Raw genomic sequence first — 23,161 nt, 5'->3', positions numbered from 1 at the left:
GGGTCAGTGGCCGAACGCGCTGCGCGCCGCGAGGTCCGCCAGGAGCGCGCGGCCCTTTTCGGCGTTGCGCGGCTGGGAAAGGACGTCGTAGCGGCGGGCGACCAGCTGGCTCTGGGAGATGAACCCGCGCTTGTTGCGGTTCACCGCGTAGCCCAGCGCGCCGAAGAGCAGGTTGAACCCGAGCCCGGCGACCAGGCCGATCACGATCGGGACCAGGCCCGCGCCCGGGTTCAGCAGGCTGAGCACCAGGCCCAGGAACAGACCGAACATCGCGCCGGAGGTCGCCGCGCTGCTCAGCACCTTGCCCCAGGACAGCTTGCCGGCGACGCGCTCGACGAGCATCGGCTCCACGCCCACGATCGTGACGTCGGTGACCGGGAAGTCCGTGCCCGCGAGGTGGTCGACCGCGCGCTGCGCCTGCTCGTAGGACTCGTAGGAGCCGATCGGCCAGCCGGTGGGCATGGTCGGCAGCTGGGGCCGCGCCTGCTGCTGTCCGATCGCGTTCTGCTGCGTGAATGCTGTGGTCATCGATCTCACCTCTCCTGCCCCGTACAACGTGGGAGTACCCGGGATTCCTCCCGCCGGGACGAATTCACAGACTCTTCTCAGCCGGGCAAACCGCGCATACCGGCGGCGAGCGTAGGCCGGGTGGGCAGCGGGGGTGGTAGGCGGTGGGGTGATCGATGCCAGGGAGTGGGGAGGCAGCCGCGGCGCGAGTCCGGCGACCCGGACCCGGAGCGGTGGTGGAAACGGCGGGCCGGGAGCCGGCGCAGGATGCCGAGCGCCAAGGTGGCCGACCTCGCCGGGGGAGTCAGAGCACGAATCGAATGGCTCAAAAAGATACCTTTGCTCTAGTTGACCGCGCCGCTACGACCGGGTAGGAAGAACCCGCAAAGGATTCGCATCAAACCTTTGGGGCGGCTGATGGCACGCAGGCGAGGCATGCTCACCCTCGACGAGCTCCGGGCGCGCGTGGACGCGGGCACGATCGACACCGTGCTCGTCGCGATCACGGACATGCAGGGCAGGCTCCAGGGCAAGCGCTGCTCGGCGGAGTACTTCCTCGACGAGGTCGTCGGCCACGCCACCGAGGCCTGCAACTACCTCCTCGCCGTGGACGTCGACATGAACACCGTCGACGGCTACGCGCTCTCCTCGTGGGACAGCGGCTACGGCGACTTCGTGCTGCGCCCGGATCTGGAGACCCTGCGCGAAATCCCGTGGCACGAAGGCACCGCGCTGGTCCTCGCCGACGTCGAGCGCGTCGAAGGCGGGCCCGTGCCGATGTCGCCGCGGCAGATCCTGCGCCGGCAGCTCGACCGGCTCGCCGAACGCGGGCTCGCCGCCTACGTCGGGACCGAGCTGGAGTTCATCGTCTTCGACGACACCTACGAAGCCGCCTGGGACAAGCGCTACCACGGCCTCAAGCCCGCCAACCAGTACAACGTCGACTACTCGATGCTCGGCACCGCGCGCCTCGAGCCGCTGCTGCGCCGCATCCGCAACGAGATGGCCGGTGCCGGGCTCTACCCCGAGTCCGCCAAGGGGGAGTGCAACCCCGGTCAGCAGGAGATCGCCTTCCGCTACACCGATGCCCTGCGCACCTGCGACAACCACAGCGTCTACAAGAACGGCGCCAAGGAGATCGCCGCGCAGGAGGGCAAGAGCCTCACCTTCATGGCGAAGTACAACGAGCGCGAGGGCAACTCCTGCCACATCCACATCAGCCTGCGCTCCACGGAAGGGCGCGCCGTCCTGGCCGGGGACCACGACCACGGCTTCTCGACGCTGATGGAGCAGTTCCTCGCCGGCCAGCTCGCCGGGCTGCACGAGCTGACGTACTTCTTCGCGCCGAACGTCAACTCCTACAAGCGGTTCGTGCCCGGCAGCTTCGCGCCGACGGCCATCGCCTGGGGCACCGACAACCGCACCTGCGCCCTGCGCGTCGTCGGGCACGGCGAGTCGCTGCGCGTCGAAAACCGCGTGCCGGGCGGGGACGTCAACCCCTACCTGGCCGTCGCCGCGCTCATCGCCGCCGGCCTGCACGGCATCGAGAACGAGCTGGAACTGGAAGAACCGTTCACCGGCAACGCCTACGGCTCCGATCGCCGCACCGTGCCGACGACGCTGCCCGAAGCCGCCGCGGCCCTGGACGGCAGCGACCTGGCGCGCGCGGCCTTCGGCGACGACGTCGTCGACCACTACCTGAACGCGGCGAAGATCGAGATCGACGCCTACAACGCCGCCGTCACCGACTGGGAGCTGATCCGTGGCTTCGAGCGCCTCTAGCCCCGTCATCGGTCTCACCAGCTACCTCGAGCCCGCGAAGTTCGGGGTCTGGGAGACCGACGCCGTGCTGCTGCACCGGTTCTACGTCGACTGCGTCGTCGCGGCCGGCGGCATCCCGGTCCTGCTGCCGCCGGTGTCCGACGCGTACGACCGGCTGGTGTCCACAGTGGACGGGCTGGTGCTCACCGGCGGCGCCGACGTCGAACCCGCGCGCTACGGCGCCGAGCCGCACCCGGCCACCTACACCCGGCCGGAGCGGGACGCCTTCGAGTTCGGCCTCTTCGAAGCCGCCCGGCGCCGGGGCAAGCCGGTGCTCGGCGTGTGCCGCGGCCTGCAGGTGATGAGCGTCGCCCTCGGCGGCACCCTCGTCCAACACCTACCCGAAAGTGTGAGCTCCACCGAGCACCAGCCCGCCCCGGCGACGTTCGGCCGCGGCACGGTGACCCTGGCCGAAGGCAGCCGCGCGGCGGCGATCCTCGGACCCGAGACCAAGACGCTCTGCTACCACCACCAGGCCATCGACCGGCTCGGCGCCGGGCTGGAACCGGTCGGCTGGGCCGCCGACGGCACTGTCGAGGCCGCCGAAATCCCGGGCGAGTTCACCCTCGGCGTCCAGTGGCACCCCGAGCAGGACACCGACGACGTCCGGCTGTTCCAGGCTCTCGTCGAAGCGAGCAAGGAGAAGTAGATGACCACCTTCGACGTCCGGAACCCGGCCACCGAGGAGGTGGTCCGGACCGTCCCGCTGACCAGCGCGGAGGAGACCGACGCGGCGATCGCCCGCGCCCAGGCGGCGTTCCCGGCCTGGCGCGACGTCACCCCCGGCGACCGCGCGCGGCTGCTGCGCCGCTTCGCCGACGCCGTCGAGGCGGACATCGAAAACCTCGCGCGGCTGGAGGTCGAGAACTCCGGGCACACCATCGGCAACGCCCGCTGGGAGGCGGGCAACGTCCGGGACGTCCTCAACTACTACTCCGCCGCGCCGGAACGCCTGATCGGCAGGCAGATCCCGGTGCCGGGCGGCGTCAACGTCACGTTCCAGGAGCCGCTGGGCGTGGTCGGCGTGATCGTGCCGTGGAACTTCCCGATGCCGATCGCCGGCTGGGGGTTCGCGCCCGCGCTCGCCGCCGGCAACACCGTCGTCCTCAAGCCCGCCGAGCTGACCCCGCTGACCGCGCTCCGGCTGGCCGAGCTGGCGCGCGAGGCGGGCATCCCGGAGGACGTCTTCCAGGTGCTGCCCGGCAAGGGATCCGTTGTCGGCCAACGGTTCGTGGACCACCCGGGTGTGCGCAAGGTCGTCTTCACCGGCTCCACCGAGGTCGGCAAGCAGATCATGGCCGGCTGCTCGGCCCAGGTGAAGCGCGTGACGCTGGAGCTGGGCGGCAAGAACGCGAACATCGTCTTCGCCGACTCCGACCTGGAGAAGGCCGCGGCGACCGCGCCCTACGGCGTCTTCGACAATGCCGGCCAGGACTGCTGCGCGCGGTCGCTGATCCTGGTGCAGGCCAGCGCGTACGACCGCTTCATGGAGCTGCTCGAACCCGCGGTGCACGGCGTCGTCGTCGGCGACCCCGGCGACGAGAAGACCGAGATGGGCCCGCTGATCTCGGCCGCGCACCGGGAGAAGGTCGCTTCCTACGTGCCGGACGACGCCCCGGTCGCGTTCCGCGGCAGCGCGCCCGCCGGCCCGGGCTACTGGTTCCCGCCGACCGTCCTCACCCCGCCCGACCTGCGGCACCCCGCCGTGGCGGAGGAGGTGTTCGGCCCGGTCGTCGCCGTCGTGCCGTTCGCGGAGGAGGCCGACGCGATCCGGATGGCCAACGCGACCGAGTACGGCCTGTCCGGGTCGATCTGGACCCGCGACGCCGGCCGCGCGTTCCGCGTGGCGCGCGGCGTCGAAGCCGGCAACCTGTCGGTGAACTCGCACTCTTCGGTGCGCTACTGGACGCCGTTCGGCGGCTTCAAGCAGTCCGGCCTCGGCCGCGAGCTGGGCCCCGACGCCGCGGCGGCGTTCACCGAAACCAAGAACGTCTTTCTCAGCACGGAGGAGTAATGGTCCAGCGTTTCGAAGGCCGCGTCGCGGTGATCACCGGCGGCGCGAGCGGCATCGGGCTCGCCTCGGCCCGCCGTCTGGCGAGCGAGGGCGCGAAGGTCGTGATCGGGGACCTGACGCCGGATTCGGGCAAGGCCGCGGCCGACGAAATCGGCGGCGCGTTCATCCAGACCGACGTCACCGACGCCGAGCAGGTCGAGAACCTGTTCCACAGCACGGTCGAGCAGTTCGGCTCGGTCGACGTCGCGTTCAACAACGCCGGGATTTCCCCGCCCGAGGACGACTCCATCCTGACCACCGGCATCGAGGCGTGGGAGCGGGTGCAGCGGGTCAACCTGACGTCGGTGTACCACTGCTGCAAGGCCGTGTTGCCGCACATGCAGCGCCAGGGTCGCGGGTCGATCATCAACACGGCGTCGTTCGTGGCGGTGATGGGCGCGGCGACGTCGCAGATCTCCTACACCGCGTCCAAGGGCGGCGTGCTGGCGATGAGCCGGGAGCTGGGCGTGCAGTTCGCGCGGGAGAACATCCGCGTCAACGCGTTGTGCCCGGGCCCGGTGAACACGCCGCTGCTGAAGGAGCTGTTCGCGAAGGACCCGGAACGCGCGGCGCGGCGCCTGGTCCACGTCCCGGTCGGCCGGTTCGCCGAGCCCGAGGAGATCGCGGCGGCGGTGGCGTTCCTGGCCAGCGACGACGCCAGCTTCATCACGGCCTCGCAGTTCCTGGTCGACGGCGGCATCTCCGGCGCGTACGTCACCCCGCTCTAACGCTTGGTCGGTTTCTTGACGCCGTAGACCTCCCGCAGGTAGCTCCAGGCGGCGTTGAGCTTCTTGCGCTCTTCGGACACGAGCCTCTCGCGGCGGCGAAGCACGCGAACGGCGATCTCGGAGGCGAGGAAGGCCCCGGCGGCGAAGGTCACGACGCCGACGATGAGCGTCAGGGCGATGATGGTGGTGGTCATGGTCACAGCGTCGGGCGGGCGTGGGCGATTCGTCCCTGCGCAAAGCTAGCGGGTTTCGTTAGCTTTGTGAGGTGACGCACTGGCGCGCCGGCGAGTGGGCGGAAGCGGTCCGGACGGGCATCCGCGCGAGGGGCCTGTCCCTCGACGAGGCCGCCCGCCGGATCGGCGTCCCGACGTCGACCCTGCGCAGCTGGATCGAGCACCGGCACGCGCCGAAGGTGACCGTCTTCGACCACTGGGCGCAGCTCGCCGAGGTCACCGGGCTGAGCGAGGCCGAACTGCTGCGCGTCGCCGGCGTGCTGCCCGAGAGCCTCGCCAGCCCGGTGCACGTCGCCCAGGCGGCGAAGGCGCTGCGGGAGGGCATCGACCAGGCCGGGCAGTTCCTCCGGCAGGCCACCGCGCTCGTCTACTCCTCGCCCGGCACGCAGGTCGCCAACGCCATCGCCGCGTCGCCGATCGACTGGGAGATGCGGATCCGGTCGGCCACCCGCGGCGACGAGGTCCGCGTCACCTACCACCACTACGTCGGGATCGTGCCGCCGCGGGACTTCCCCCATGACGACGCCGAGGTGCGCCGGATCATCGAGCACGACATCCTCGGCGAGCTGTGGCGGCCGCTCGGCCTCTACTGGCGGGTCGCCGAGGTGCACGACTGGCACGAGCCGCCGCGGCTGGTCATCCAGGTGCCCGAGCAGGAGGCGACGCGCCCGCCCGCGCCGTCGCCGGTGGTCGCCGCGCCGCCGGTCGTGGTGCTGTCGCCGATCTGGGGGTACGGCGAGCTGCTGGCGTCGCTGGTCGCCGACGGGCTCGGGTTCGGCAACGTCGACTTCCGCTACTTCGGCCTCCCGGACGCGATGGCCGACCGCGTCCGGGTCACCGCGCGCGAGCTGGCCGAGCCCGCGCCGCGGCTGGTGCACTCGGTGCCGCCGATCATGCTGCTGCACGGACTGGCCGTGCCGGACCTGACCGGACGGCTCCCGGTCGTCGTCCGCTACGGGCCGCGCATGCGGGCACGGGCGGCGCGGATCTACCGCGAGCCGCTGCTCGAAGCCGGGTTCGCCGACCCCCTCGACGGCGCGCGGGCGATCGAAGAGGCGCTCTCGGTCCCGCCGGGCTGCTCGTACTTCGAGGTGACGCTCGCCGACGAGGACGTCTTCGACGGCGACCACCCCTCGCTGGACCGGCTCAACGACTCGGTGGCGTGGCTCGCCGAGCAGATCGTCGAGCAGGTGCTGCTGGGCGCCGGGCACCCGCCGGTGCCGGTGGGCGGGCCGCTGAAACGCCTGGTCCTGCCCTCGGGCCGGGTCCGGCGCCCGCCGGCGCTGGCCGGCCACGTGGTCCGCCGGGTCGCCGGTCGAGTGCCGCTCGAAGACTGATGTGGCGTTGCCCGGGTGAAGTAGACGGACCTCGAACCCGGCAGGTACCGTGACCGTCACAACTGCAGATCGGGCCGTAGAGCCGGGGCGGGAGAGCCCTCACGAAGTCAGTGGGGCACCGAAGGAGCAAACTCCCCAGAATCTCTCAGGTACCTGTTACCGCTTCGCGCGAGGCCACTCTGGAAAGCAGGCGCACCCGCGCCTCACCCAAGGTGAAAGCCGTGTCTCCCACGGTGAAACTCTCAGGTGCCATGACAGAGGGGGAGTTCCCAGCGCACCCGTGTGCCCGGCCCGAGGAGCTCCCCATCACTTCAACGCAGTTCGACGCCCGCCACATCGGCCCGTCCGAGACCGAGCGCGCGAAGATGCTGGCCGAATGCGGTTACGGCAGCCTGGACGCCCTCGTCGGCGCCGCCGTCCCGAGCGCCATCCGCGCGACGAAGGAACTCACCCTGCCGCCCGCCGCGTCCGAAGAGGACGCCACCGCGGAGCTGCGCGCTCTCGCCGCGCGCAACCGGCCGATGACCCAGATGATCGGCCTCGGCTACTCCGACACCGTGACGCCCGGCGTGATCCGCCGCAACGTCCTCGAGAACCCGGCCTGGTACACCGCCTACACGCCCTACCAGCCGGAGATCTCGCAGGGCCGCCTCGAAGCGCTCCTCAACTTCCAGACCATGGTCGCCGACCTGACCGGCCTGGCCACCGCGAACGCCTCGCTGCTGGACGAGTCGACCGCCGTCGCCGAAGCCGTGACGCTGATGCGCCGGGCGTCCAAGTCGAAGTCGAACAAGGTCGTCCTCGACGCCGAGTGCCTGCCGCAGACCATCGCCGTCGTGCGCACGCGCGTCGAGGCCCTCGGCATCGAGGTCGAGGTCCGCGACCTGCTCACCGGCCTGCCGGACGAGTTCTTCGGTGTCGTCGTCCAGTACCCCGGCGCGTCCGGCGTGCTGCGCGGCCGCGGCTTCTACCACGCGATTTCCGAGTCGGCGAAGGCCGCGGGCGCGCTGTTCACCGTCGCCGCCGACCTCCTCGCGCTCACCATGATCACCTCGCCCGGCGAGTTCGGTGCCGACGTCGCCGCCGGGTCGACGCAGCGCTTCGGCGTCCCGCTCGGCTACGGCGGCCCGCACGCCGGGTACATGTCGGTCCGGTCCGGCCTGGAGCGCTCGCTGCCTGGGCGCCTGGTCGGCGTCTCGGTCGACGCCGACGGCAATTCCGCCTACCGCCTCGCGCTGCAGACGCGTGAGCAGCACATCCGCCGCGAGAAGGCGACCTCGAACATCTGCACCGCGCAGGTCCTGCCCGCGGTGCTCGCGGCGATGTACGCGGTGTACCACGGCCCGGACGGCCTGAAGAAGATCGCCCAGCGCGTCCACGGCCTCGCCGCGGGCTTCGCCGACGCCCTGCGGCAGACCGGCGTCGAGGTCGTGCACGAGTCCTTCTTCGACACCGTCGTCGCGCGGGTGCCCGGCCAGGCCGCCGAGGTCCACGCGGCCGCCCGCGAGGCCGGGATCAACCTCGGGCACGTCGACGCCGACCACGTCCGCGTCGCCTTCGACGAGGTCAGCACCCCCGCGATCACCGCGAAGGTGCTGAAGGCGTTCGGCGTCGAGGCCGACGTCCAGGACGGCGTCGCCCTGCCGAACGGCCTGGCCCGCGAGAGCGGCTTCATGGGCCACGAGGTCTTCGGCACCCACCGTTCCGAGACGGCGATGCTGCGCTACCTGCGCAAGCTGTCCGACCTGGACTACGCCCTCGACCGCGGCATGATCCCGCTCGGCTCGTGCACGATGAAGCTCAACGCCACCACGGAGATGGAGCCGATCAGCTGGCGCGAGTTCGCCGGCATCCACCCGTTCGCCCCGGCCGAAGACGCGGCCGGGTACCACGAGCTGGTCGGGCAGCTGGCCGGGTGGCTGGCCGAGGTCACCGGCTACGACAAGGTGTCGCTGCAGCCGAACGCGGGCAGCCAGGGCGAACTCGCCGGCCTGCTCGCGATCCGCGCCTACCACCGCGCGAACGGCGACGAAGCCCGTGACGTCTGCCTGATCCCGTCGTCCGCGCACGGCACCAACGCCGCTTCCGCGGTGCTCGCCGGGATGCGCGTGGTCGTCGTGAAGTGCACCGACGAGGGCAACGTCGATCTCGAGGACCTACGGTCCAAGGTGGACACCCACCGCGACACGCTCGCCGCGATCATGGTCACCTACCCGTCCACGCACGGCGTGTACGAGCACGACATCGACACCCTCGCCAAGATCGTGCACGACGGCGGCGGCCAGGTGTACGTCGACGGCGCGAACCTCAACGCCCTGCTCGGGCTGGCCAAGCCGGGCGAGTTCGGCGGCGACGTCTCGCACCTGAACCTGCACAAGACGTTCTGCATCCCGCACGGCGGTGGCGGCCCCGGCGTCGGCCCGGTCGCGGTGCGCGCGCACCTCGCGCCCTACCTGCCGAACCACCCGCTGCTCGACGCGGCCGGTCCCGAGACCGGCGTCGGCCCGATCAGCGGCGCGCCCTACGGCTCGGCGTCGATCCTGCCGATCTCCTGGGCCTACGTCCGGATGATGGGCGCACCCGGCCTGACCGCGGCCACCAAGGTCGCCGTGCTGGCCGCGAACTACGTGGCTTCGCGGCTCGCGCCGCACTACCCGGTGCTCTACACCGGCCAGGACGGCCTGGTCGCGCACGAGTGCATCCTCGACCTGCGCCAGATCACCAAGGAGACCGGCGTGACGGTCGACGACGTCGCCAAGCGGCTCATCGACTACGGCTTCCACGCGCCGACCATGTCGTTCCCGGTCGCCGGCACGCTGATGGTCGAGCCGACCGAGTCCGAGGACCTGGGCGAAATCGACCGGTTCTGCGACGCGATGATCGCCATCCGCGCCGAGATCGACGAGGTCGCAGGCGGCAAGTGGAGCGCCGAGGAGTCGCCGCTGCGCGGGGCCCCGCACACGGCCGAGACGCTGGTCGGGGAGTGGGACAAGCGCTACGACCGGGAACTGGCCGTGTACCCGGCGGGTGTTTCGCGCAAGAACAAGTACTGGCCCCCGGTGCGTCGCATCGACGGCGCCCGCGGCGACCGTAACCTCGTGTGCTCCTGCCCGCCCCTCAACGCTTACGAAGGCTGAACCCGTGTCTCGCGAAACCTCTCTGCACGGAGTCCACAAGGGACTCGGTGCGCTGTTCACCGACTTCGCCGGCTGGTCCATGCCGGTCCGCTACGCCAGCGAGCTGGCCGAGCACAAGGCCGTCCGCGAGGCGGCCGGGCTGTTCGACCTCTCGCACATGGCCGAGATCCACGTCACCGGCAAGCAGGCGGCCGACGTCCTGGACTTCGCGCTGGTCGGCAACCTGACCGGGGTCAAGCCGGGCCGGGCGCGGTACACGATGATCTGCAACGCCGACGGCGGCGTCCTGGACGACCTGGTCGTCTACCGGCTGGAAGACGAGCACTACCTGGTCGTCGCGAACGCGGGCAACGCGAAGGTCGTCGCGGACGCCCTCGCCGAGCGGGTCGCGGGCTTCGACGCCGTCGTGGACGACAAGTCCGAAACCACGGCGCTGATCGCCGTCCAGGGCCCCAAGGCCGTCGAGATCCTGGGCGCGGTCACCGACGCCGACCTGGACGCGCTGAAGTACTACGCCAGCGTCCCGGCCTCGGTGAAGGGCCACGACGTCCTCCTGGCCCGCACCGGCTACACCGGCGAGGACGGCTTCGAGCTGTTCGTCGACGCCGACGAGGCCCCGGCGCTGTGGCGCCTGCTGCTGGAAGCCGGCGAGCCGCACGGCCTGGTCCCGGCTGGTCTCGCCTGCCGTGACACGCTGCGCCTCGAAGCCGGGATGCCGTTGTACGGCAACGAACTCACCGTCGAGCAGAGCCCCTTCGAAGCCGGGCTCGGCCGCGTGGTCAAGTTCGAGAAGCCGGGCGACTTCGTCGGCCGCGCGGCTCTGGAAGAGCGGTCCAAGGCCGACGTCCCACGCGTGCGCGTCGGCCTTCGCGGGTCGGGTCGCCGTGCCCCGCGGCACGGCTACCAGCTGCTGGTGGACGGCACCGAGATCGGCGAGGTCACCAGCGGTGCCCTGTCGCCCACGCTGGGGTACCCGATCGCCATGGCGTACGTCGATCGGGCGTACGCCGAGCCCGGCACCGAGCTCTCCGTCGACATCCGGGGCAGGATCGAGCCCGTCGAGGTCGTCGCCCTGCCCTTCTACTCCCGCGCGTAAAGGACTCCCAGCTGTGAGCATCCCCGAGAACCTGCAGTACACGAAGGAACACGAGTGGCTGAAGGTCGAGGACGGCATCGCCACCGTCGGCATCACCGCCTTCGCCGCCGAGTCGCTCGGTGACATCGTGTTCGTCCAGCTGCCCGACGCGGGCTCGACGATCACCGCCGGCGAGGTGTTCGGCGAGGTCGAGTCGACCAAGTCGGTCAGCGAGCTGTACGCGCCGGTCTCCGGCGAGGTCGTCGAGGTGAACGGCACCACATCGGACACCCCCGAGGTCATCAACTCCGACCCGTACACCGAAGGATGGCTCCTGAAGGTGCGTCTGACCGGGGACGTGCCGGACCTGCTCGACGCCGCCGCGTACGCCGCGCACACCCAGGAGAACTGATGCCGACTTTCGACGCCCACCTCGCCGACGTCGACCCCGAGGTCGCCGCCGCCGTCGCGGACGAGCTGACCCGCCAGCAGTCGACCCTGGAGATGATCGCCTCCGAGAACTTCGCCCCGGTGGGCGTGCTCGAAGCGCAGGGTTCGGTGCTGACCAACAAGTACGCCGAGGGCTACCCGGGCCGCCGCTACTACGGCGGCTGCGAGCACGTCGACGTCGTCGAGCAACTCGCCATCGACCGCGCGAAGGCACTCTTCGGCGCCGAGCACGCCAACGTCCAGCCGCACTCGGGCGCGCAGGCCAACGCGGCGGCGATGTTCGCCGTGCTCAAGCCGGGCGACACGATCCTCGGCCTCGACCTGGCGCACGGCGGTCACCTGACGCACGGGATGAAGATCAACTTCTCGGGCAAGCTGTACAACGTCGTCGCCTACCACGTCGACAAAGAGACCGGGATCGTCGACCTCGCCGAGATCGAGCGCCTCGCCGTCGAGCACCAGCCGAAGCTGATCATCGCCGGCTGGTCGGCCTACCCGCGTCAGCTCGACTTCGCCGAGTTCCGCCGGATCGCGGATCTCGTGGGTGCCCGCCTGATGGTGGACATGGCGCACTTCGCCGGGCTGGTCGCGGCCGGGCTGCACCCGTCGCCGGTGCCGCACGCCGACATCGTCACCACGACCACGCACAAGACCCTCGGCGGCCCGCGCGGCGGGCTCATCCTGTGCCGCGAGGAGCTGGCGAAGAAGATCAACTCGGCGGTGTTCCCGGGCCAGCAGGGTGGCCCGCTCGAGCACGTCATCGCGGCCAAGGCCGTCGCGCTGAAGATCGCCGCGAGCGAGGAGTTCAAGGAGCGTCAGCAGCGCACCCTGGAGGGCTCGCGGATCCTCGCGTCGCGGCTCTCGCGGGAAGACTGCGCCTCGGCCGGTGTTCGGGTGCTGACCGGCGGCACCGACGTCCACCTGGTGCTCGTCGACCTCGTCCAGTCCACTCTGGACGGTCAGCAGGCCGAGGACCGGCTGCACGAGGTCGGCATCACGGTCAACCGCAACGCCGTCCCGTTCGACCCGCGCCCGCCGATGATCACCTCCGGCCTGCGGATCGGCACGCCGGCGCTCGCCACCCGCGGCTTCCGGGCGGACGACTTCGCCGAGGTCGCCGACGTCATCGCCGAGGCCCTGAAGCCGGACTTCGACGACGCCTTGCGGTCGAAGCTGCGTGACCGCGTCGAGACGCTGGCCAAGAAGCACCCGCTGTACGCGGACCTTTCGCGATGAGCGCGTTGCCCGAGGGCCGGAAGCTGCTGCGTCTCGAGGTTCGCAACAGTGAGACGCCGATCGAGAAGAAGCCGTCGTGGATCAAGACGCGGGTGCGGATGGGGCCGGAGTTCACCGAACTCAAGGGTCTCGTGCGTCGCGAGGGTTTGCACACGGTGTGTGAAGAGGCCGGTTGTCCCAACATTTACGAGTGCTGGGAAGACCGTGAGGCCACGTTCCTGATCGGTGGGGATCAGTGCACGCGCCGGTGCGATTTCTGTCAGATCGACACGGGTAAGCCTGCTGCGTTGGATCGCACCGAGCCGCGGAAGGTCGCGGAGTCCGTGCAGGCCATGGGCTTGCGGTACTCCACGGTGACCGGCGTGGCCCGGGACGATCTTCCGGATGGTGGCGCGTGGCTGTATGCGGAGACCGTGCGGCAGATTCATGCGTTGAACCCGGGTACCGGGGTCGAGCTGTTGATTCCGGACTTCAACGCGGATCCTGAGCAGCTGGCCGAGGTGTTCGGGGCGCGGCCGGAGGTCCTTGCCCACAACGTGGAGACGGTGCCGCGGATCTTCAAGCGGATCCGCCCGGGTTTCCGGTACGCACGCTCGCTGGAGGTCATCACGAAGGCGCGTGAGGCCGGGCTGGTGACGAAGTCGAACCTGATCCTGGGCATGGGCGAGACCCCGGACGAGGTCGCCCCGGCGATGCAAGATCTGGTCGACGCGGGGTGCGAGATCCTGACGATCACGCAGTATCTGCGTCCCTCTGCTCGGCATCACCCGGTGGACCGGTGGGTCAAGCCGGAGGAATTCGTCGAGCACTCTCGCGCGGCGGAGGCGATGGGTTTCGCGGGCGTCATGGCCGGACCGCTGGTCCGGTCGTCCTACCGCGCGGGACGGCTCTACGCCCAGACCAAGGGTTACCGTGGAGAGGAGCTGCCGGAGAACCTGCAGCACCTCGCCGACCAGGGCCCGGCCGCGCAAGAAGCCAGCTCCCTGCTGGCGCGATAGGAAGGGGCGGATCAATGGCGATCAGCGTCTTCGACCTGTTTTCCATCGGCATCGGCCCGTCGAGTTCCCACACCGTCGGGCCGATGCGGGCGGCACTGACCTTTGTGGACGGACTCGGCGACGACCTGCCGTCGGTGTCCCGCGTCCAGGCCGAGCTGTTCGGCTCGCTCGGCGCGACCGGGTTCGGGCACGGCAGCGACAAAGCCGTCCTGCTCGGACTGTCGGGCGAACGTCCGGAAGAGATCGACACCGACACCGTGCCGGCCCGCATCGCGGCGATCCGCGAATCCGGCCGGCTGCTGCTGGCCGGCACGCACGAGATCGCGTTCGACGAGGACACCGACCTCACCATGCACCGCCGCAAGTCGTTGCCCGCGCACCCGAACGGCATGGTCTTCCGCGCGTTCGACGCGTCGGGTTCGCTGCTGCGCGAACGGACGTACTACTCGGTCGGCGGCGGGTTCGTCCGCGACGAGTCGTACGAGACGGACACGGTGTTCGTCGAGGACTCGACCCCGGTGCCGTACCCGTTCCGCACCGGCGCCGACCTGCTGGGGCACTGCGCGGCCACGGGGAAGCCGATCAGCGAAATCATGCTGGCGAACGAGCTTTCCTGGCGTTCTCGTGAAGAGGTGCGGTCGGGGCTGCTGGACATCTGGGCGGTCATGGCGGAGTGCGTCCGCAACGGCTGCACGCACGAAGGCGTCCTGCCGGGCGGGCTGAAGGTGCCGCGGCGGGCCCGTTCGCTGCACGAGAAGCTGCTGGCCGAAGACGGCGCGGACGACCCGTTGTACGCGATGGACTGGGTGAGCCTGTACGCCCTGGCGGTCAACGAGGAGAACGCGGCGGGCGGCCGGGTCGTCACGGCCCCGACCAACGGCGCGGCGGGCATCATCCCGGCGGTGCTGCACTACTACCAGCGGTTCATCCGGCACTCGACCGACGACGGGATCGTGACCTTCCTGCTCACGGCGGGCGCGATCGGCTCGATCCTCAAGCAGACGGGCTCGATCTCGGGCGCGGAGGTCGGCTGCCAGGGCGAAGTCGGTTCGGCGTCGGCGATGGCGGCGGCCGGGCTGACGGAGGTGCTGGGCGGCACGCCGGCCCAGGTGGAGAACGCGGCGGAGATCGGCGTGGAGCACCACCTGGGGCTGACGTGCGACCCGGTCGGCGGCCTGGTCCAGATCCCGTGCATCGAGCGCAACGCGGTGGGAGCGTCGAAGGCGATCCACGCGGCGCGGATGGCCATGCGCGGCGACGGCAGCCACGTGGTGACGCTGGACAAGGCGATCAAGACGATGCGCGAGACGGGCGCGGACATGAGCGTGAAGTACAAGGAAACCGCCCGCGGCGGCTTGGCGGTGAACGTCATCGAGTGCTGAGGCCGGCGGCGTCAGTTGCGGCGGTCCTCCGGTTCCGCCGCCAGCCGCAGGCCCACCTCGACCAGGCGCCAGCCCAGCTGCTGCTTTCGCGTTCCCGGGCTGCGGCTCGGCGTCGCCCGGCCCGGCGGGCGGTTGCGGACGCCGTGGCGCAGCTCGTCCTCTCGCTCGTGGACCAGGTCTTCCGCCATCAGGAAGTGCACCGGATCGCCCCCTGCGTCGATGTTCGGTGTCGGTGGTGCCATCGTCGCCGACCCTGGCCGTCCGGTTCCACTGGTTTTCCGCACCGCGAACACAGTGTGACCGCCGCGCGAGCCCGAAGCCACTCCGAAGGTGCGCCGCGGCCTAGACTCGCGGGATGGAGTCGACCTCGGTGGCGAATGCCGGTGAAGCGCTGTTCCGGCCGGTTCGCGCGGGCAACGCCTTCGAGGAGACCGTCGAGCGGCTGCTGCAGGCCATCCGCCTCGGCGTGGTCGGCGCGGGGGAGCGGCTGCCGTCGGAGCGCGAGCTCGCCGAGCGCCTCGGAGTCAGCCGCGTCACGCTCCGCGAAGCCATCCGCGCGCTCTCCGACGCCGGTTACGTGGAGTCACGGCGGGGCCGTTACGGCGGCACGTTCGTGCACGACACTCTCCCCGGCCCACCCGAACCCGAAGGCAAGATCGACGCCGCCGGCCTCGAGGACGCGCTGTGCCTCCGGTACGTCCTCGAAACCGGCGCCGCGGAGATGGCCGCCGCCCGGTCGCTGAGCCCGGCCGACCGCCGCCACCTCACCGGCACGCTCGCCGAAGCCGCCGGCGCGGACCTCGCCGACTACCGTCGCAAGGATTCCCGCCTGCACCTGGCGATCGCGGAGGTGACGGCGTCCGGTTCCCTGACCACGGCGATGGCCGACGCGCGCACCCGCGTCAACCAGCTGCTCGACCGCATCCCGCTGCTCCCGCCCAACCTCGAGCACTCGAACGCCCAGCACGAGGCGATCGTCGACGCGATACTGGCGGGCGACGCCCCCGCGGCCCGCCAGGCGATGGCCGAGCACATCGAAGGCACGGCGTCCCTCCTGCGCGCGTTCCTCTCCTGACGACGCTGACCGCGTCTTGACAGGATTCGAACAACTCTCGGTAGTCCTCCACAGAACCTTCTCACTCGTTCGGCCGTCATCCATTCGTGACCTTGTCGACCGAGGAGACAGCCGAAACCCCGGCGCAGCCGGACACCCCGCGCCGCCGGCGATGGCGGCGTTTCCGGCGGATCGCCTACTGGACCGTGGGCACGCTCGTCGGCGGTCCGCTGATCGCCTTCTGGGTCGCCTACCTCGTCCTCGACGTCCGCAGCCCGCAAGAGGTGCTCGCCGGGCTCGACAAGACCGTCGTGCTCACCTACTCCGACGGCTCCGAGCTGCTCAAGGTCGTCCCGGCCGACGGTGACCGCACCTTCGTGCCCTACGCGCAGGTGCCCGCGAAGCTGCGCGACGCCATCATCGCCACCGAAGACCCGACCTTCTGGGACAACCAGGGCTTCGACCCGACCGGCATCGGCCGCGCGTTCCTGACCGGCGTCGGCGGCGGGTCCGGGATCACCCAGCAGTACATCAAGAAGTCCACCGGCGACGACGACGCCACGCTTGGCCGCAAGTTCGCCGAGCTCGTGCTGGCCACGAAGATCACCCAGGAACAGAGCAAGGAACAGATCTTCGAAAGCTACGTCAACATCATCTCCTTCGGCCGCGGCACGTTCGGGCCCGCCGCGGCGATGAACGCCTACTTCGGCAAGAAGCTCGACGACTCGATCACCTGGAGCGAAGCGGCCTTCCTCGCCGGGATGATCCAGTCGCCCTCGGTGCACGACCCGGCCGCGTCCGGTGACGCGCACGCCGCCCGGCGCTGGGAGTACGTCCGGGACAAGCTCAAAACGCGCGGATACGTGAAGGCGAGCGAACCCATGGCCTACCCCGGCGCCGAGATCCAGTCGCCGTCCGAAACCCGCGCCGGCCGGCTCACCTATGACCAGTTCCACGTCAAGCAGGAGGTCCTCGCCGAACTGGAACAGGACGGCTTCCCGCTCGGCCGGCTGCAGCAGGGCAACATGACCGTCGAGACGACGCTGGACCACGGCCTGCAGGACGCCGCGAAGAAAGCGTTGCAGGACAGGCTGAAGGGCGAACCGAAGGAGTTCCGCGGCGCGCTGGTCTCCGTCGACCCGAAGACCGGTGCCGTCCGCGCCTACCAGGGCGGCGACCAGGGCGTCCGCGACTACGCGAGCACCCCGCACGCGGCGGGCTCGGCGTTCTACCCGTTCACGCTCGCCGCCGCGCTGCGCCGCGGTTACGGCCCGGACGTGCCGGTCCCGGCGCCCGCGGAGCAGGAGTTCCTCGGCGAGAAGTTCAAGTACCCCGAGGTCTGCGGCCCGAAGTGCACCCCGCGCACGGCGATGCGGGCGCACGCCGACGGCCCGTTCGTCGCGCTGGCGAAGAAGCTCGGGCCCGACGCGCTCAGCGAAACCGCGCGGCAGGCGGGCATCCCGGAGACCGTCGACGGCACGCCGACCATGCGCGAGAAGGACGGCTTCCTGATCGGCGCGGGTATCGCGATCGGCCGGTATCCGCTGCGGCCACTGGACCTCGCGGGTGCCTACGCGACGTTCGCCGCGGACGGCCGCCGCACGACCCCGCACCTGGTGGCGAAGGTGCGGGACGAAAGCGGCGCGGTCGTCTGGGAGCACACCGACACCGCGCGGCCGGCGTTCGACGAAGACGGCGACGAGAGCCGCCGCATCGCCCGGGGCGTCACCGGCACGCTGTCCGACGGGACCGGGGCCGCGCTGCGCACCGGCGAGGCCGAGCACGGCAACAGCCCCGACTTCCAGGACGCCTGGGCCGTCGGCTACACGCCCGAGCTGGCGACGGCGGTCTGGATCGGCTCCGACGACGAGCGCCGGCTCGTGGACGCGACCGGCGCCAAGCTCACCGGCGACGTCGTCCCGGCCGACGTCTGGCGCGGGTACACGGCCGCGGCACTGCGGGGGCAGCCGGCCCGGCCGATCGCCGTGGGGCCGCCCCCGGTGGTGCGGCCGCCGCGGTGACTCAGCGGACCAGGGCCAGCACGAACCCGTCGTGCCCCTTGGCGCCCACGGTCTGCACGGCGGTCGCGTCCAGCCGCGGCTCGGCGGCCAGGACGTCGAACATCTCGCGCGCGCCGAGGACGTTCGGGTCGGTGCTCGCGGCGTCGGCCACCGCACCCTGCCGGACGACGTTGTCGACGACGATCGTCGTGCCCGGCCGCGCCAGCTCCAGCGACGCGCGCACGTAGTTCGCGAGGTTGCTCTTGTCGGCGTCGATGAAGACGAAGTCGAACGGCCCGGTCAGCGTCGGCAGCGTGTCGAGCGCGGCGCCGACGCGGATGTCGACGACGTCCTCGCCGAAGCCCGCGCGCGCCAGGTTCGCCCGCGCGACTTCGGCGTGCCGCGGCTCGTATTCGCAGGTCACCAGCTTGCCGCCGGACGGCAGCGCGCGGGCCAGCCAGATCGTGCTGTACCCGCCGAGCGTGCCGATCTCCAGGATCGAGCGGGCGCCGGCCAGCCGGGCCAGCAGGTTCAGCAGCTTGCCCTGGTTGGGCGCGACGGCGATCCGCGGCAACCCGGCGGCGGCCGAATCGGCCAGCGCAGCGTCGAGCACGGGGTCGGCCGGGAGCAGCGCCTCGGTGAGGTAGTCGTCGACTTCGGCCCAGGTCTTGTCGGTCATGGCACCTCCGTCCTCAATCTAGCGGGCTGGGATCATGCTGGAGGATCGATCGGAAGCGGAAAGGTGGACATGGACGACTACCGCGTCGTCGCGGACGCCCTCGCCGCCGACATCGAAGCCGGCCGGCTGCGGCCCGGCGACCGCCTCCCGCCGCAGCGGCGGTTCGCGCGGCAGCGCGGGATCGCCGGCTCCACCGCCGCCCGTGTCTACGGGGAGCTGATCCGGCGGGGCCTGGCCGTCGGCGAAGTCGGGCGCGGGACGTTCGTCCGGGCCGCGAAACCGCCGCCCGAGCCCGCGCTCGCCGAACCCGGGGACGCGCGCGTCGACCTCGAACTCAACTTCGCCGTCCTGCCCGGCGAATCCGCGAAGCTGGCCCAGGCGCTGCAACCCCTGCTGCGGGACGACGTCCTCACCGCCGCCCTGCACCCGATCGGCGCCGCGGGCACGCCGGCCGCCCGGCAGGCCGCCGCCACGCTGCTCGCCCGCGGCGACTGGCGGCCGGACCCCGCGACCGTGCTCTTCACCGGCAGCGGGCGGCAGGCCATCGCCGCCGCGGTCGCCGCGTTCGTGCCGGTGGGGGAGCGGCTCGCCGTCGAATCCCTGACCTACCCGGTGGCGAAGGGCCTCGCCGCGCGCCTCGGCGTCGAACTCGTGCCGATCGAGACCGACGAGCACGGTCTCGTCCCGGCCGCGCTGGCCGCGGCCGGCCCGGTCCGCGCGTTGTACGTCCAGCCGACGCTGCACAACCCGCTCGGCACGACCATGCCCACCCGCCGCCGCGAGGAGCTGGCGGACGTCGTGAAACGGCTGGACCTGCCGGTGATCGAGGACGGCATCTACACGTTCCTGCGCGACGACGTCCGGCCGTTCGCCGCGTACGCACCGGAGCGGACGGTGTTCGTCGACAGCCTCTCCAAGCGCGTCGCACCGGGCTTGACGGCGGGATTCCTGGTGGCGCCGCCGGCGTGGACCCCTCGGCTCGCTTCCTCGGTGCGGTCGGGCGCGTGGGCCGCGTCGCGGTTCGCCGTCGAAGCGGCGACGCGGTGGATCACGACCGGCACCCTCGCCGAAGTCGAAGCCGCGAAACGCCGGGACGCCGCCGCGCGGGCCCTTGTGGTGCGGGAAAAGCTGCCGGGCCTGCGCGGCGACGCCGCGTCCTACCACCGCTGGTGGGAACTGCCGGAGCAGTGGCGGGCGGAGACGTTCGTCGCGGCGGCCGCGCGGCACGGCATCGCGCTGCTGCCGGCGGCGGCCTTCGCGGTCCTGCCCGGCCACGCGCCGAACGCCGTGCGGCTCGCCGTGTCCGCGCCGCCGGTGCCGGCCCTGGAAGCCGCGCTCGACGTCCTGGCGGCCCTGGTCAGCGGCAGCCCCGACGACCTGCTGGCCGACTGACAGCGGGTGCCAGCGGCGTGCCAGTGCGGTGTGCGGTCCGCACCAGGGGCCCGCGCCAGTCTTCGGTCATCGGCAACGAACCGGAGGAACAACCATGACCGTCACGATCATCGGCGCCGGCCTCGGCGGCCTCACCCTGGCCCGCGTCCTGCACGTCCACGGCATCCCCGCCACCGTCTACGAGGCCGAGGCCTCACCGATGGCGCGGACGCAGGGCGGGATGCTCGACATCCACGACTACAACGGCCAGCTCGCCGTCGAAGCCGCCGGCCTGACGGCCGGGTTCCGCGAGCTGATCCTGGAAGGCCGCCAGGCGATGCGGGTCCTCGGCACCGACGGCGCGCTGCTGTTCGAAAAGGCCGACGACGGCACGGGAGGCCGTCCCGAAGTCCAGCGCGGCGAGCTGCGGCAGCTGTTGCTGGACTCGCTCCCGGCAGGCACCGTCCACTGGGGACACAAAGTCACCGGCGCCCGCACCCTCGCCGACGGCCGTCACGAGGTGACCTTCGCCGACGGCGCCACGGTCGTCACGAGCCTGCTGGTCGGCGCGGACGGCGCCTGGTCGAAGATCCGGCCGCTGCTCACCGACGCCACCCCCGAATACACCGGCGAAGCCTTCGTCGAGATCTACCTCTACGACGCCGACACCCGCCACCCGGCCGCCGCGCGGGCGGTCGGCGGCGGCTCGCTGATGGTGCCCGCGCCGGACAAGGGGATCCACGCCCACCGGGAAAGCGGCGACACGCTGCACACCTACGTGTCGCTCACCCGGCCGCTGGAGTGGTTCGACGCCATCGACTTCACCGACCCGGCCGCGGCCGCCGCCCGGGTCGCGGCGGAGTTCGACGGCTGGGCGCCCGAGCTCACGGCGCTGATCACCGACGGCGACACCGCACCCGTCCTGCGCCCGCACCACACCCTGCCGATCGGGCGCTGGTGGGACCGGGTGCCAGGGGTGGCCCTCGTCGGCGACGCGGCCCACCTCATGCCGGCCAACGGCGAGGGCGCCAACCTGGCCATGCTCGACGGTGCGGAGCTCGGCGAGGCCCTCGCGGCCCACCCCGGCGACGTCGAGGCGGCGCTGGCCGCGTACGAGCGGGCCATGTTTCCCCGCGCCGAAAAGATCGCCGCCGAGGGCGTCGAGTTCGGCGAGCTCTTCACCGGCGAGGAGGGCGAGGACACCGCGCGGGTCCTGATCGACGCGTTCACCACGTTCCTCGAGACCGGGCGGGCTTCCTGAGCTCAGGGCGCGTACTTGCCCACGAAGCTCCCGCACGTGACGGCGCGGCCCGTGAGCCGGGCCTGGATCGCCTTCTCCAGGCCGAGGTAGTCGAACACCGGCGTGTCCGCCGGGATCGACTCCGGCACCGGGCCGCCCGTCGCGAGCTGCCGGATCGAGTCCGTCTCGAACAGCACCAGGTAGCCGCCTTCGCGGTTCAGCTCGTCGGCCCGCGCGAGCATGCGCTCGGGCGCGTCGCCGACGATCTCCAGCGGCAGCGGCCATTCGAGCGGGAACGGGTTGCGCAGGCCGAACGCGGGGTAGGCGAACGGGCTGTCCGGCAGGATCGCCGTCTTCGCCGCCGGGAAGCGGTCCAGGCAGTCGCGGATCTGCCGGACGAACGTGTGCGTCGAGGGGTTGGTGCGGATGCCGGCCATCGCCGGCGTGACGTCGCCGAGGTCCTCGGTCAGCCGGTCGTGGCCGAGGTCGAGGTAGGCGGCCTGGTCGTGGCGGGCGACGACGACCCAGCCGCACACCGCCACCGCGGTCAGGCCCGCCGTCGCGGTCACCCAGCGGCGGGCCAGCCGCGGCCGCGGCGGGACGACGTGGCTCAGCAGCAGCAACGCCGTCAGGGCGAGGGTGCCGGTGAGCAGCGTCGGCGTGTCGTTGCCCCAGGACAGGCTGGTCATGAACCCGGTGGCGAGCACGAGCAGCCCGGCCCACGGCACCTTCCGCGCGACGGCCGCGTTGACCGGCACGCTGACCGCGACGATCCACCACAGGACGTCCGCCCAGCGCGAGGAGCCGGTGAACCGGCCGTCGACGACCGTCCAGACCACCGCGGCGGCACCGGCGAGCACCAGCACCCAGGACGCGATCCGCCCGGCCGCGCCGAGCCGGTCACCCGGCAGCCGGACGGCCAGCAGCACCACGGCGATCGCGGCGAAGAAGGCCAGTTCCCGCACGGGCGCCCGGGTGAGCGCCTCGGGGTCTTCGAGCCAGAGCCCGAGCAGGCGTTCGCCGTACGCGGGAACGCCGCCGGTCAGCTGCTCGACCATCTCGGCGAACCCGCCGCCGATGCTGACCCACGCGACGTAGAGCAGCCCGGGCGCGCCGAGCGCGAGGAGGTCGAGGACGAACCGCAGCACGCGCCGGCTGCCCGCCCGGGTGGCCGGGTGCAGCAGCAGCCACAGCACGCCGATCACCGCGGCCAGCACGAAGCTCTGCTTGACGAACACCGCGCAGCCGAGCAGCACGAGCCCGCCGCGGCGGGCGAGCGCGTGGTTCTTGGAGAGCCCGGTGTCGAGGGCCCAGGCCCCGCACGCGGTGAGCGCGATGCCGTCGACGGTGTGCCAGGCCATCAGCGGGAAGGCGTTGAGGTTGATCAGCGACGCCGCCGCGACCATCGCCGTCATGCCCGGGCCCCACTCCAGCACGCGGCGGCGTGTGACGAGCGTGGCGAACGCGATGGTCGCGACGACGATCTCGACCATCGAAAGGAAGCTGGACCCGAAGAACAGCGGCATCGGCAGCGCGAAGTCGGCGACGTGCAGCACGGCGGACCCGAGCGGCCGCGCGGAGATGATGTCGGCGTGCGGGACTTCGCCGTGCAGCACGCGCCACGCCTGGGCGAGGATGAAGCCCTGGTCGGAGGGGTGGAACCCGAAGCGGCCGACGCGCAGTTCGGTGGCGAGGGCGAGCAGCACGACCCAGCCGGCGTGGAGGCCCCACCGCAGCAGGGGCCGCGCGGTCTTGGCGGACACGGGTTCCGGTGCGGCGGCGCGCGCAGGACTCGCCACGTCCACGCCTGCCCGCCTTCCGCTCCCCGATCACGCCCGGAAAGCGATGGTAGCGGCCGGG

The 23,161-nt window shown here is 71.6% G+C and carries 20 protein-coding genes and 1 riboswitch; of the genes, 15 read left to right on the top strand and 5 right to left on the bottom strand.

Features of this window, described 5'->3' with window-relative positions:
- Positions 1 to 3: 3 nt before the first annotated feature.
- On the bottom strand, positions 4 to 528 hold the full coding sequence (locus tag AB0J40_RS11425) for a general stress protein (RefSeq protein ID WP_364450845.1): 525 nt from the start codon (positions 526 to 528) through the stop codon (positions 4 to 6).
- Between the two features lie 414 nt (positions 529 to 942).
- On the opposite strand from AB0J40_RS11425, the gene AB0J40_RS11420 reads away from it, so the two are divergent.
- Genes AB0J40_RS11420 through AB0J40_RS11405 form a run of 4 tightly spaced genes read left to right on the top strand, consistent with a single transcriptional unit; the run spans position 943 to position 5,109 of the window.
- Positions 943 to 2,289: a glutamine synthetase family protein gene (locus AB0J40_RS11420; RefSeq protein WP_364451368.1), complete on the top strand. Its 1,347-nt coding sequence runs from the start codon at positions 943 to 945 to the stop codon at positions 2,287 to 2,289.
- On the top strand, positions 2,270 to 2,977 hold the full coding sequence (locus AB0J40_RS11415; protein WP_364450842.1) for a gamma-glutamyl-gamma-aminobutyrate hydrolase family protein: 708 nt from the start codon (positions 2,270 to 2,272) through the stop codon (positions 2,975 to 2,977). Before AB0J40_RS11420 ends, AB0J40_RS11415 begins: the two co-directional genes overlap by 20 nt.
- The gene (locus AB0J40_RS11410) at positions 2,978 to 4,342 is read left to right on the top strand and encodes an aldehyde dehydrogenase family protein (RefSeq protein ID WP_364450839.1); all 1,365 of its coding nucleotides are present in this window, start codon (positions 2,978 to 2,980) and stop codon (positions 4,340 to 4,342) included.
- Entirely contained in the window at positions 4,342 to 5,109 is a 768-nt protein-coding gene (locus tag AB0J40_RS11405; protein ID WP_364450837.1) for a 3-oxoacyl-ACP reductase, read from the top strand. The genes AB0J40_RS11410 and AB0J40_RS11405 overlap by 1 nt, the downstream gene beginning before the upstream one ends.
- On the opposite strand, the gene AB0J40_RS11400 is transcribed toward AB0J40_RS11405, so the two are convergent.
- Positions 5,106 to 5,303 carry a hypothetical protein gene (locus AB0J40_RS11400; protein WP_364450835.1) on the bottom strand — a complete coding sequence of 66 codons (198 nt, stop codon included), beginning with the start codon at positions 5,301 to 5,303 and terminating at the stop codon, positions 5,106 to 5,108. The two genes, AB0J40_RS11405 and AB0J40_RS11400, sit on opposite strands and share 4 nt — an antisense overlap.
- A gap of 71 nt (positions 5,304 to 5,374) precedes the next feature.
- Here AB0J40_RS11400 and AB0J40_RS11395 point away from each other — a divergent pair, with 71 nt between their 5' ends.
- The 7 genes from AB0J40_RS11395 (at position 5,375) to AB0J40_RS11365 (ending at position 14,957) form a co-directional block, all read left to right on the top strand.
- Entirely contained in the window at positions 5,375 to 6,679 is a 1,305-nt protein-coding gene (locus AB0J40_RS11395; RefSeq protein WP_364450832.1) for a helix-turn-helix transcriptional regulator, read from the top strand.
- Positions 6,680 to 6,848: 169 nt separating this feature from the next.
- A riboswitch (glycine riboswitch) is annotated at positions 6,849 to 6,947 on the top strand.
- Positions 6,931 to 9,816, top strand: coding sequence for an aminomethyl-transferring glycine dehydrogenase (gcvP, locus tag AB0J40_RS11390; protein WP_364450829.1), 2,886 nt, complete (start codon positions 6,931 to 6,933; stop codon positions 9,814 to 9,816). Its footprint overlaps the riboswitch before it by 17 nt.
- A gap of 4 nt (positions 9,817 to 9,820) precedes the next feature.
- Positions 9,821 to 10,912: a glycine cleavage system aminomethyltransferase GcvT gene (gene gcvT, locus AB0J40_RS11385; RefSeq protein ID WP_364450826.1), complete on the top strand. Its 1,092-nt coding sequence runs from the start codon at positions 9,821 to 9,823 to the stop codon at positions 10,910 to 10,912.
- Between the two features lie 13 nt (positions 10,913 to 10,925).
- Positions 10,926 to 11,303: a glycine cleavage system protein GcvH gene (gene gcvH / locus AB0J40_RS11380; protein WP_364450823.1), complete on the top strand. Its 378-nt coding sequence runs from the start codon at positions 10,926 to 10,928 to the stop codon at positions 11,301 to 11,303.
- Positions 11,303 to 12,577, top strand: a complete 1,275-nt coding sequence (gene glyA, locus AB0J40_RS11375; RefSeq protein WP_364450821.1) for a serine hydroxymethyltransferase — start codon at positions 11,303 to 11,305, stop codon at positions 12,575 to 12,577. The genes gcvH and glyA overlap by 1 nt, the downstream gene beginning before the upstream one ends.
- The gene (gene lipA / locus AB0J40_RS11370) at positions 12,574 to 13,575 is read left to right on the top strand and encodes a lipoyl synthase (protein ID WP_364450818.1); all 1,002 of its coding nucleotides are present in this window, start codon (positions 12,574 to 12,576) and stop codon (positions 13,573 to 13,575) included. The genes glyA and lipA overlap by 4 nt, the downstream gene beginning before the upstream one ends.
- A 14-nt stretch (positions 13,576 to 13,589) precedes the next feature.
- Positions 13,590 to 14,957, top strand: a complete 1,368-nt coding sequence (locus tag AB0J40_RS11365) for an L-serine ammonia-lyase (RefSeq protein WP_364450815.1) — start codon at positions 13,590 to 13,592, stop codon at positions 14,955 to 14,957.
- A gap of 11 nt (positions 14,958 to 14,968) precedes the next feature.
- Here the strand turns inward: AB0J40_RS11365 and AB0J40_RS11360 are convergent, their stop codons facing one another.
- A complete protein-coding gene (locus AB0J40_RS11360) occupies positions 14,969 to 15,199 on the bottom strand; it encodes a hypothetical protein (protein WP_364450812.1) in 231 nt (76 codons plus the stop codon).
- Positions 15,200 to 15,312: 113 nt separating this feature from the next.
- On the opposite strand from AB0J40_RS11360, the gene AB0J40_RS11355 reads away from it, so the two are divergent.
- Both AB0J40_RS11355 and AB0J40_RS11350 read left to right on the top strand, forming a co-directional pair.
- Positions 15,313 to 16,032 (top strand): GntR family transcriptional regulator, encoded by a 720-nt coding sequence (locus AB0J40_RS11355; RefSeq protein WP_364450809.1) that lies wholly within the window; start codon positions 15,313 to 15,315, stop codon positions 16,030 to 16,032.
- A 92-nt stretch (positions 16,033 to 16,124) separates the two neighbouring features.
- Positions 16,125 to 18,032: a transglycosylase domain-containing protein gene (locus AB0J40_RS11350; protein WP_364451366.1), complete on the top strand. Its 1,908-nt coding sequence runs from the start codon at positions 16,125 to 16,127 to the stop codon at positions 18,030 to 18,032.
- A 1-nt stretch (position 18,033) separates the two neighbouring features.
- On the opposite strand, the gene AB0J40_RS11345 is transcribed toward AB0J40_RS11350, so the two are convergent.
- On the bottom strand, positions 18,034 to 18,690 hold the full coding sequence (locus AB0J40_RS11345) for an O-methyltransferase (protein ID WP_364450807.1): 657 nt from the start codon (positions 18,688 to 18,690) through the stop codon (positions 18,034 to 18,036).
- 69 nt (positions 18,691 to 18,759) lie between these two features.
- Between AB0J40_RS11345 and AB0J40_RS11340 the strand changes: the two genes are divergently transcribed.
- Both AB0J40_RS11340 and AB0J40_RS11335 read left to right on the top strand, forming a co-directional pair.
- Positions 18,760 to 20,082 carry a PLP-dependent aminotransferase family protein gene (locus tag AB0J40_RS11340; RefSeq protein WP_364450805.1) on the top strand — a complete coding sequence of 441 codons (1,323 nt, stop codon included), beginning with the start codon at positions 18,760 to 18,762 and terminating at the stop codon, positions 20,080 to 20,082.
- A 94-nt stretch (positions 20,083 to 20,176) separates the two neighbouring features.
- Positions 20,177 to 21,322 (top strand): NAD(P)/FAD-dependent oxidoreductase, encoded by a 1,146-nt coding sequence (locus tag AB0J40_RS11335; protein WP_364450802.1) that lies wholly within the window; start codon positions 20,177 to 20,179, stop codon positions 21,320 to 21,322.
- A 2-nt stretch (positions 21,323 to 21,324) separates the two neighbouring features.
- On the opposite strand, the gene AB0J40_RS11330 is transcribed toward AB0J40_RS11335, so the two are convergent.
- Positions 21,325 to 23,106 carry a hypothetical protein gene (locus tag AB0J40_RS11330; protein WP_364450800.1) on the bottom strand — a complete coding sequence of 594 codons (1,782 nt, stop codon included), beginning with the start codon at positions 23,104 to 23,106 and terminating at the stop codon, positions 21,325 to 21,327.
- Positions 23,107 to 23,161 lie beyond the last annotated feature (55 nt).

Source organism: Amycolatopsis sp. NPDC049691 (genome assembly GCF_040675005.1).
In the GTDB taxonomy this organism is placed as follows: Bacteria; Actinomycetota; Actinomycetes; order Mycobacteriales; family Pseudonocardiaceae; genus Amycolatopsis.
Note: the sequence above shows the minus strand (reverse complement) of the source record. Positions and strands in the feature narration are given on the sequence as shown.

What these genes read in the sequence shown, in the direction of transcription:
- AB0J40_RS11425 (WP_364450845.1), bottom strand. Translation starts at nt 528, where the DNA reads ATGACCACAGCATTCACGCAGCAGAACGCGATCGGACAGCAGCAGGCG.
- AB0J40_RS11420 (WP_364451368.1), top strand. Translation starts at nt 943, where the DNA reads ATGCTCACCCTCGACGAGCTCCGGGCGCGCGTGGACGCGGGCACGATC.
- AB0J40_RS11410 (WP_364450839.1), top strand. Translation starts at nt 2,978, where the DNA reads ATGACCACCTTCGACGTCCGGAACCCGGCCACCGAGGAGGTGGTCCGG.
- AB0J40_RS11405 (WP_364450837.1), top strand. Translation starts at nt 4,342, where the DNA reads ATGGTCCAGCGTTTCGAAGGCCGCGTCGCGGTGATCACCGGCGGCGCG.
- AB0J40_RS11400 (WP_364450835.1), bottom strand. Translation starts at nt 5,303, where the DNA reads ATGACCACCACCATCATCGCCCTGACGCTCATCGTCGGCGTCGTGACC.
- gcvP (WP_364450829.1), top strand. Translation starts at nt 6,931, where the DNA reads ATGACAGAGGGGGAGTTCCCAGCGCACCCGTGTGCCCGGCCCGAGGAG.
- glyA (WP_364450821.1), top strand. Translation starts at nt 11,303, where the DNA reads ATGCCGACTTTCGACGCCCACCTCGCCGACGTCGACCCCGAGGTCGCC.
- lipA (WP_364450818.1), top strand. Translation starts at nt 12,574, where the DNA reads ATGAGCGCGTTGCCCGAGGGCCGGAAGCTGCTGCGTCTCGAGGTTCGC.
- AB0J40_RS11365 (WP_364450815.1), top strand. Translation starts at nt 13,590, where the DNA reads ATGGCGATCAGCGTCTTCGACCTGTTTTCCATCGGCATCGGCCCGTCG.
- AB0J40_RS11360 (WP_364450812.1), bottom strand. Translation starts at nt 15,199, where the DNA reads ATGGCACCACCGACACCGAACATCGACGCAGGGGGCGATCCGGTGCAC.
- AB0J40_RS11355 (WP_364450809.1), top strand. Translation starts at nt 15,313, where the DNA reads ATGGAGTCGACCTCGGTGGCGAATGCCGGTGAAGCGCTGTTCCGGCCG.
- AB0J40_RS11345 (WP_364450807.1), bottom strand. Translation starts at nt 18,690, where the DNA reads ATGACCGACAAGACCTGGGCCGAAGTCGACGACTACCTCACCGAGGCG.
- AB0J40_RS11340 (WP_364450805.1), top strand. Translation starts at nt 18,760, where the DNA reads ATGGACGACTACCGCGTCGTCGCGGACGCCCTCGCCGCCGACATCGAA.
- AB0J40_RS11335 (WP_364450802.1), top strand. Translation starts at nt 20,177, where the DNA reads ATGACCGTCACGATCATCGGCGCCGGCCTCGGCGGCCTCACCCTGGCC.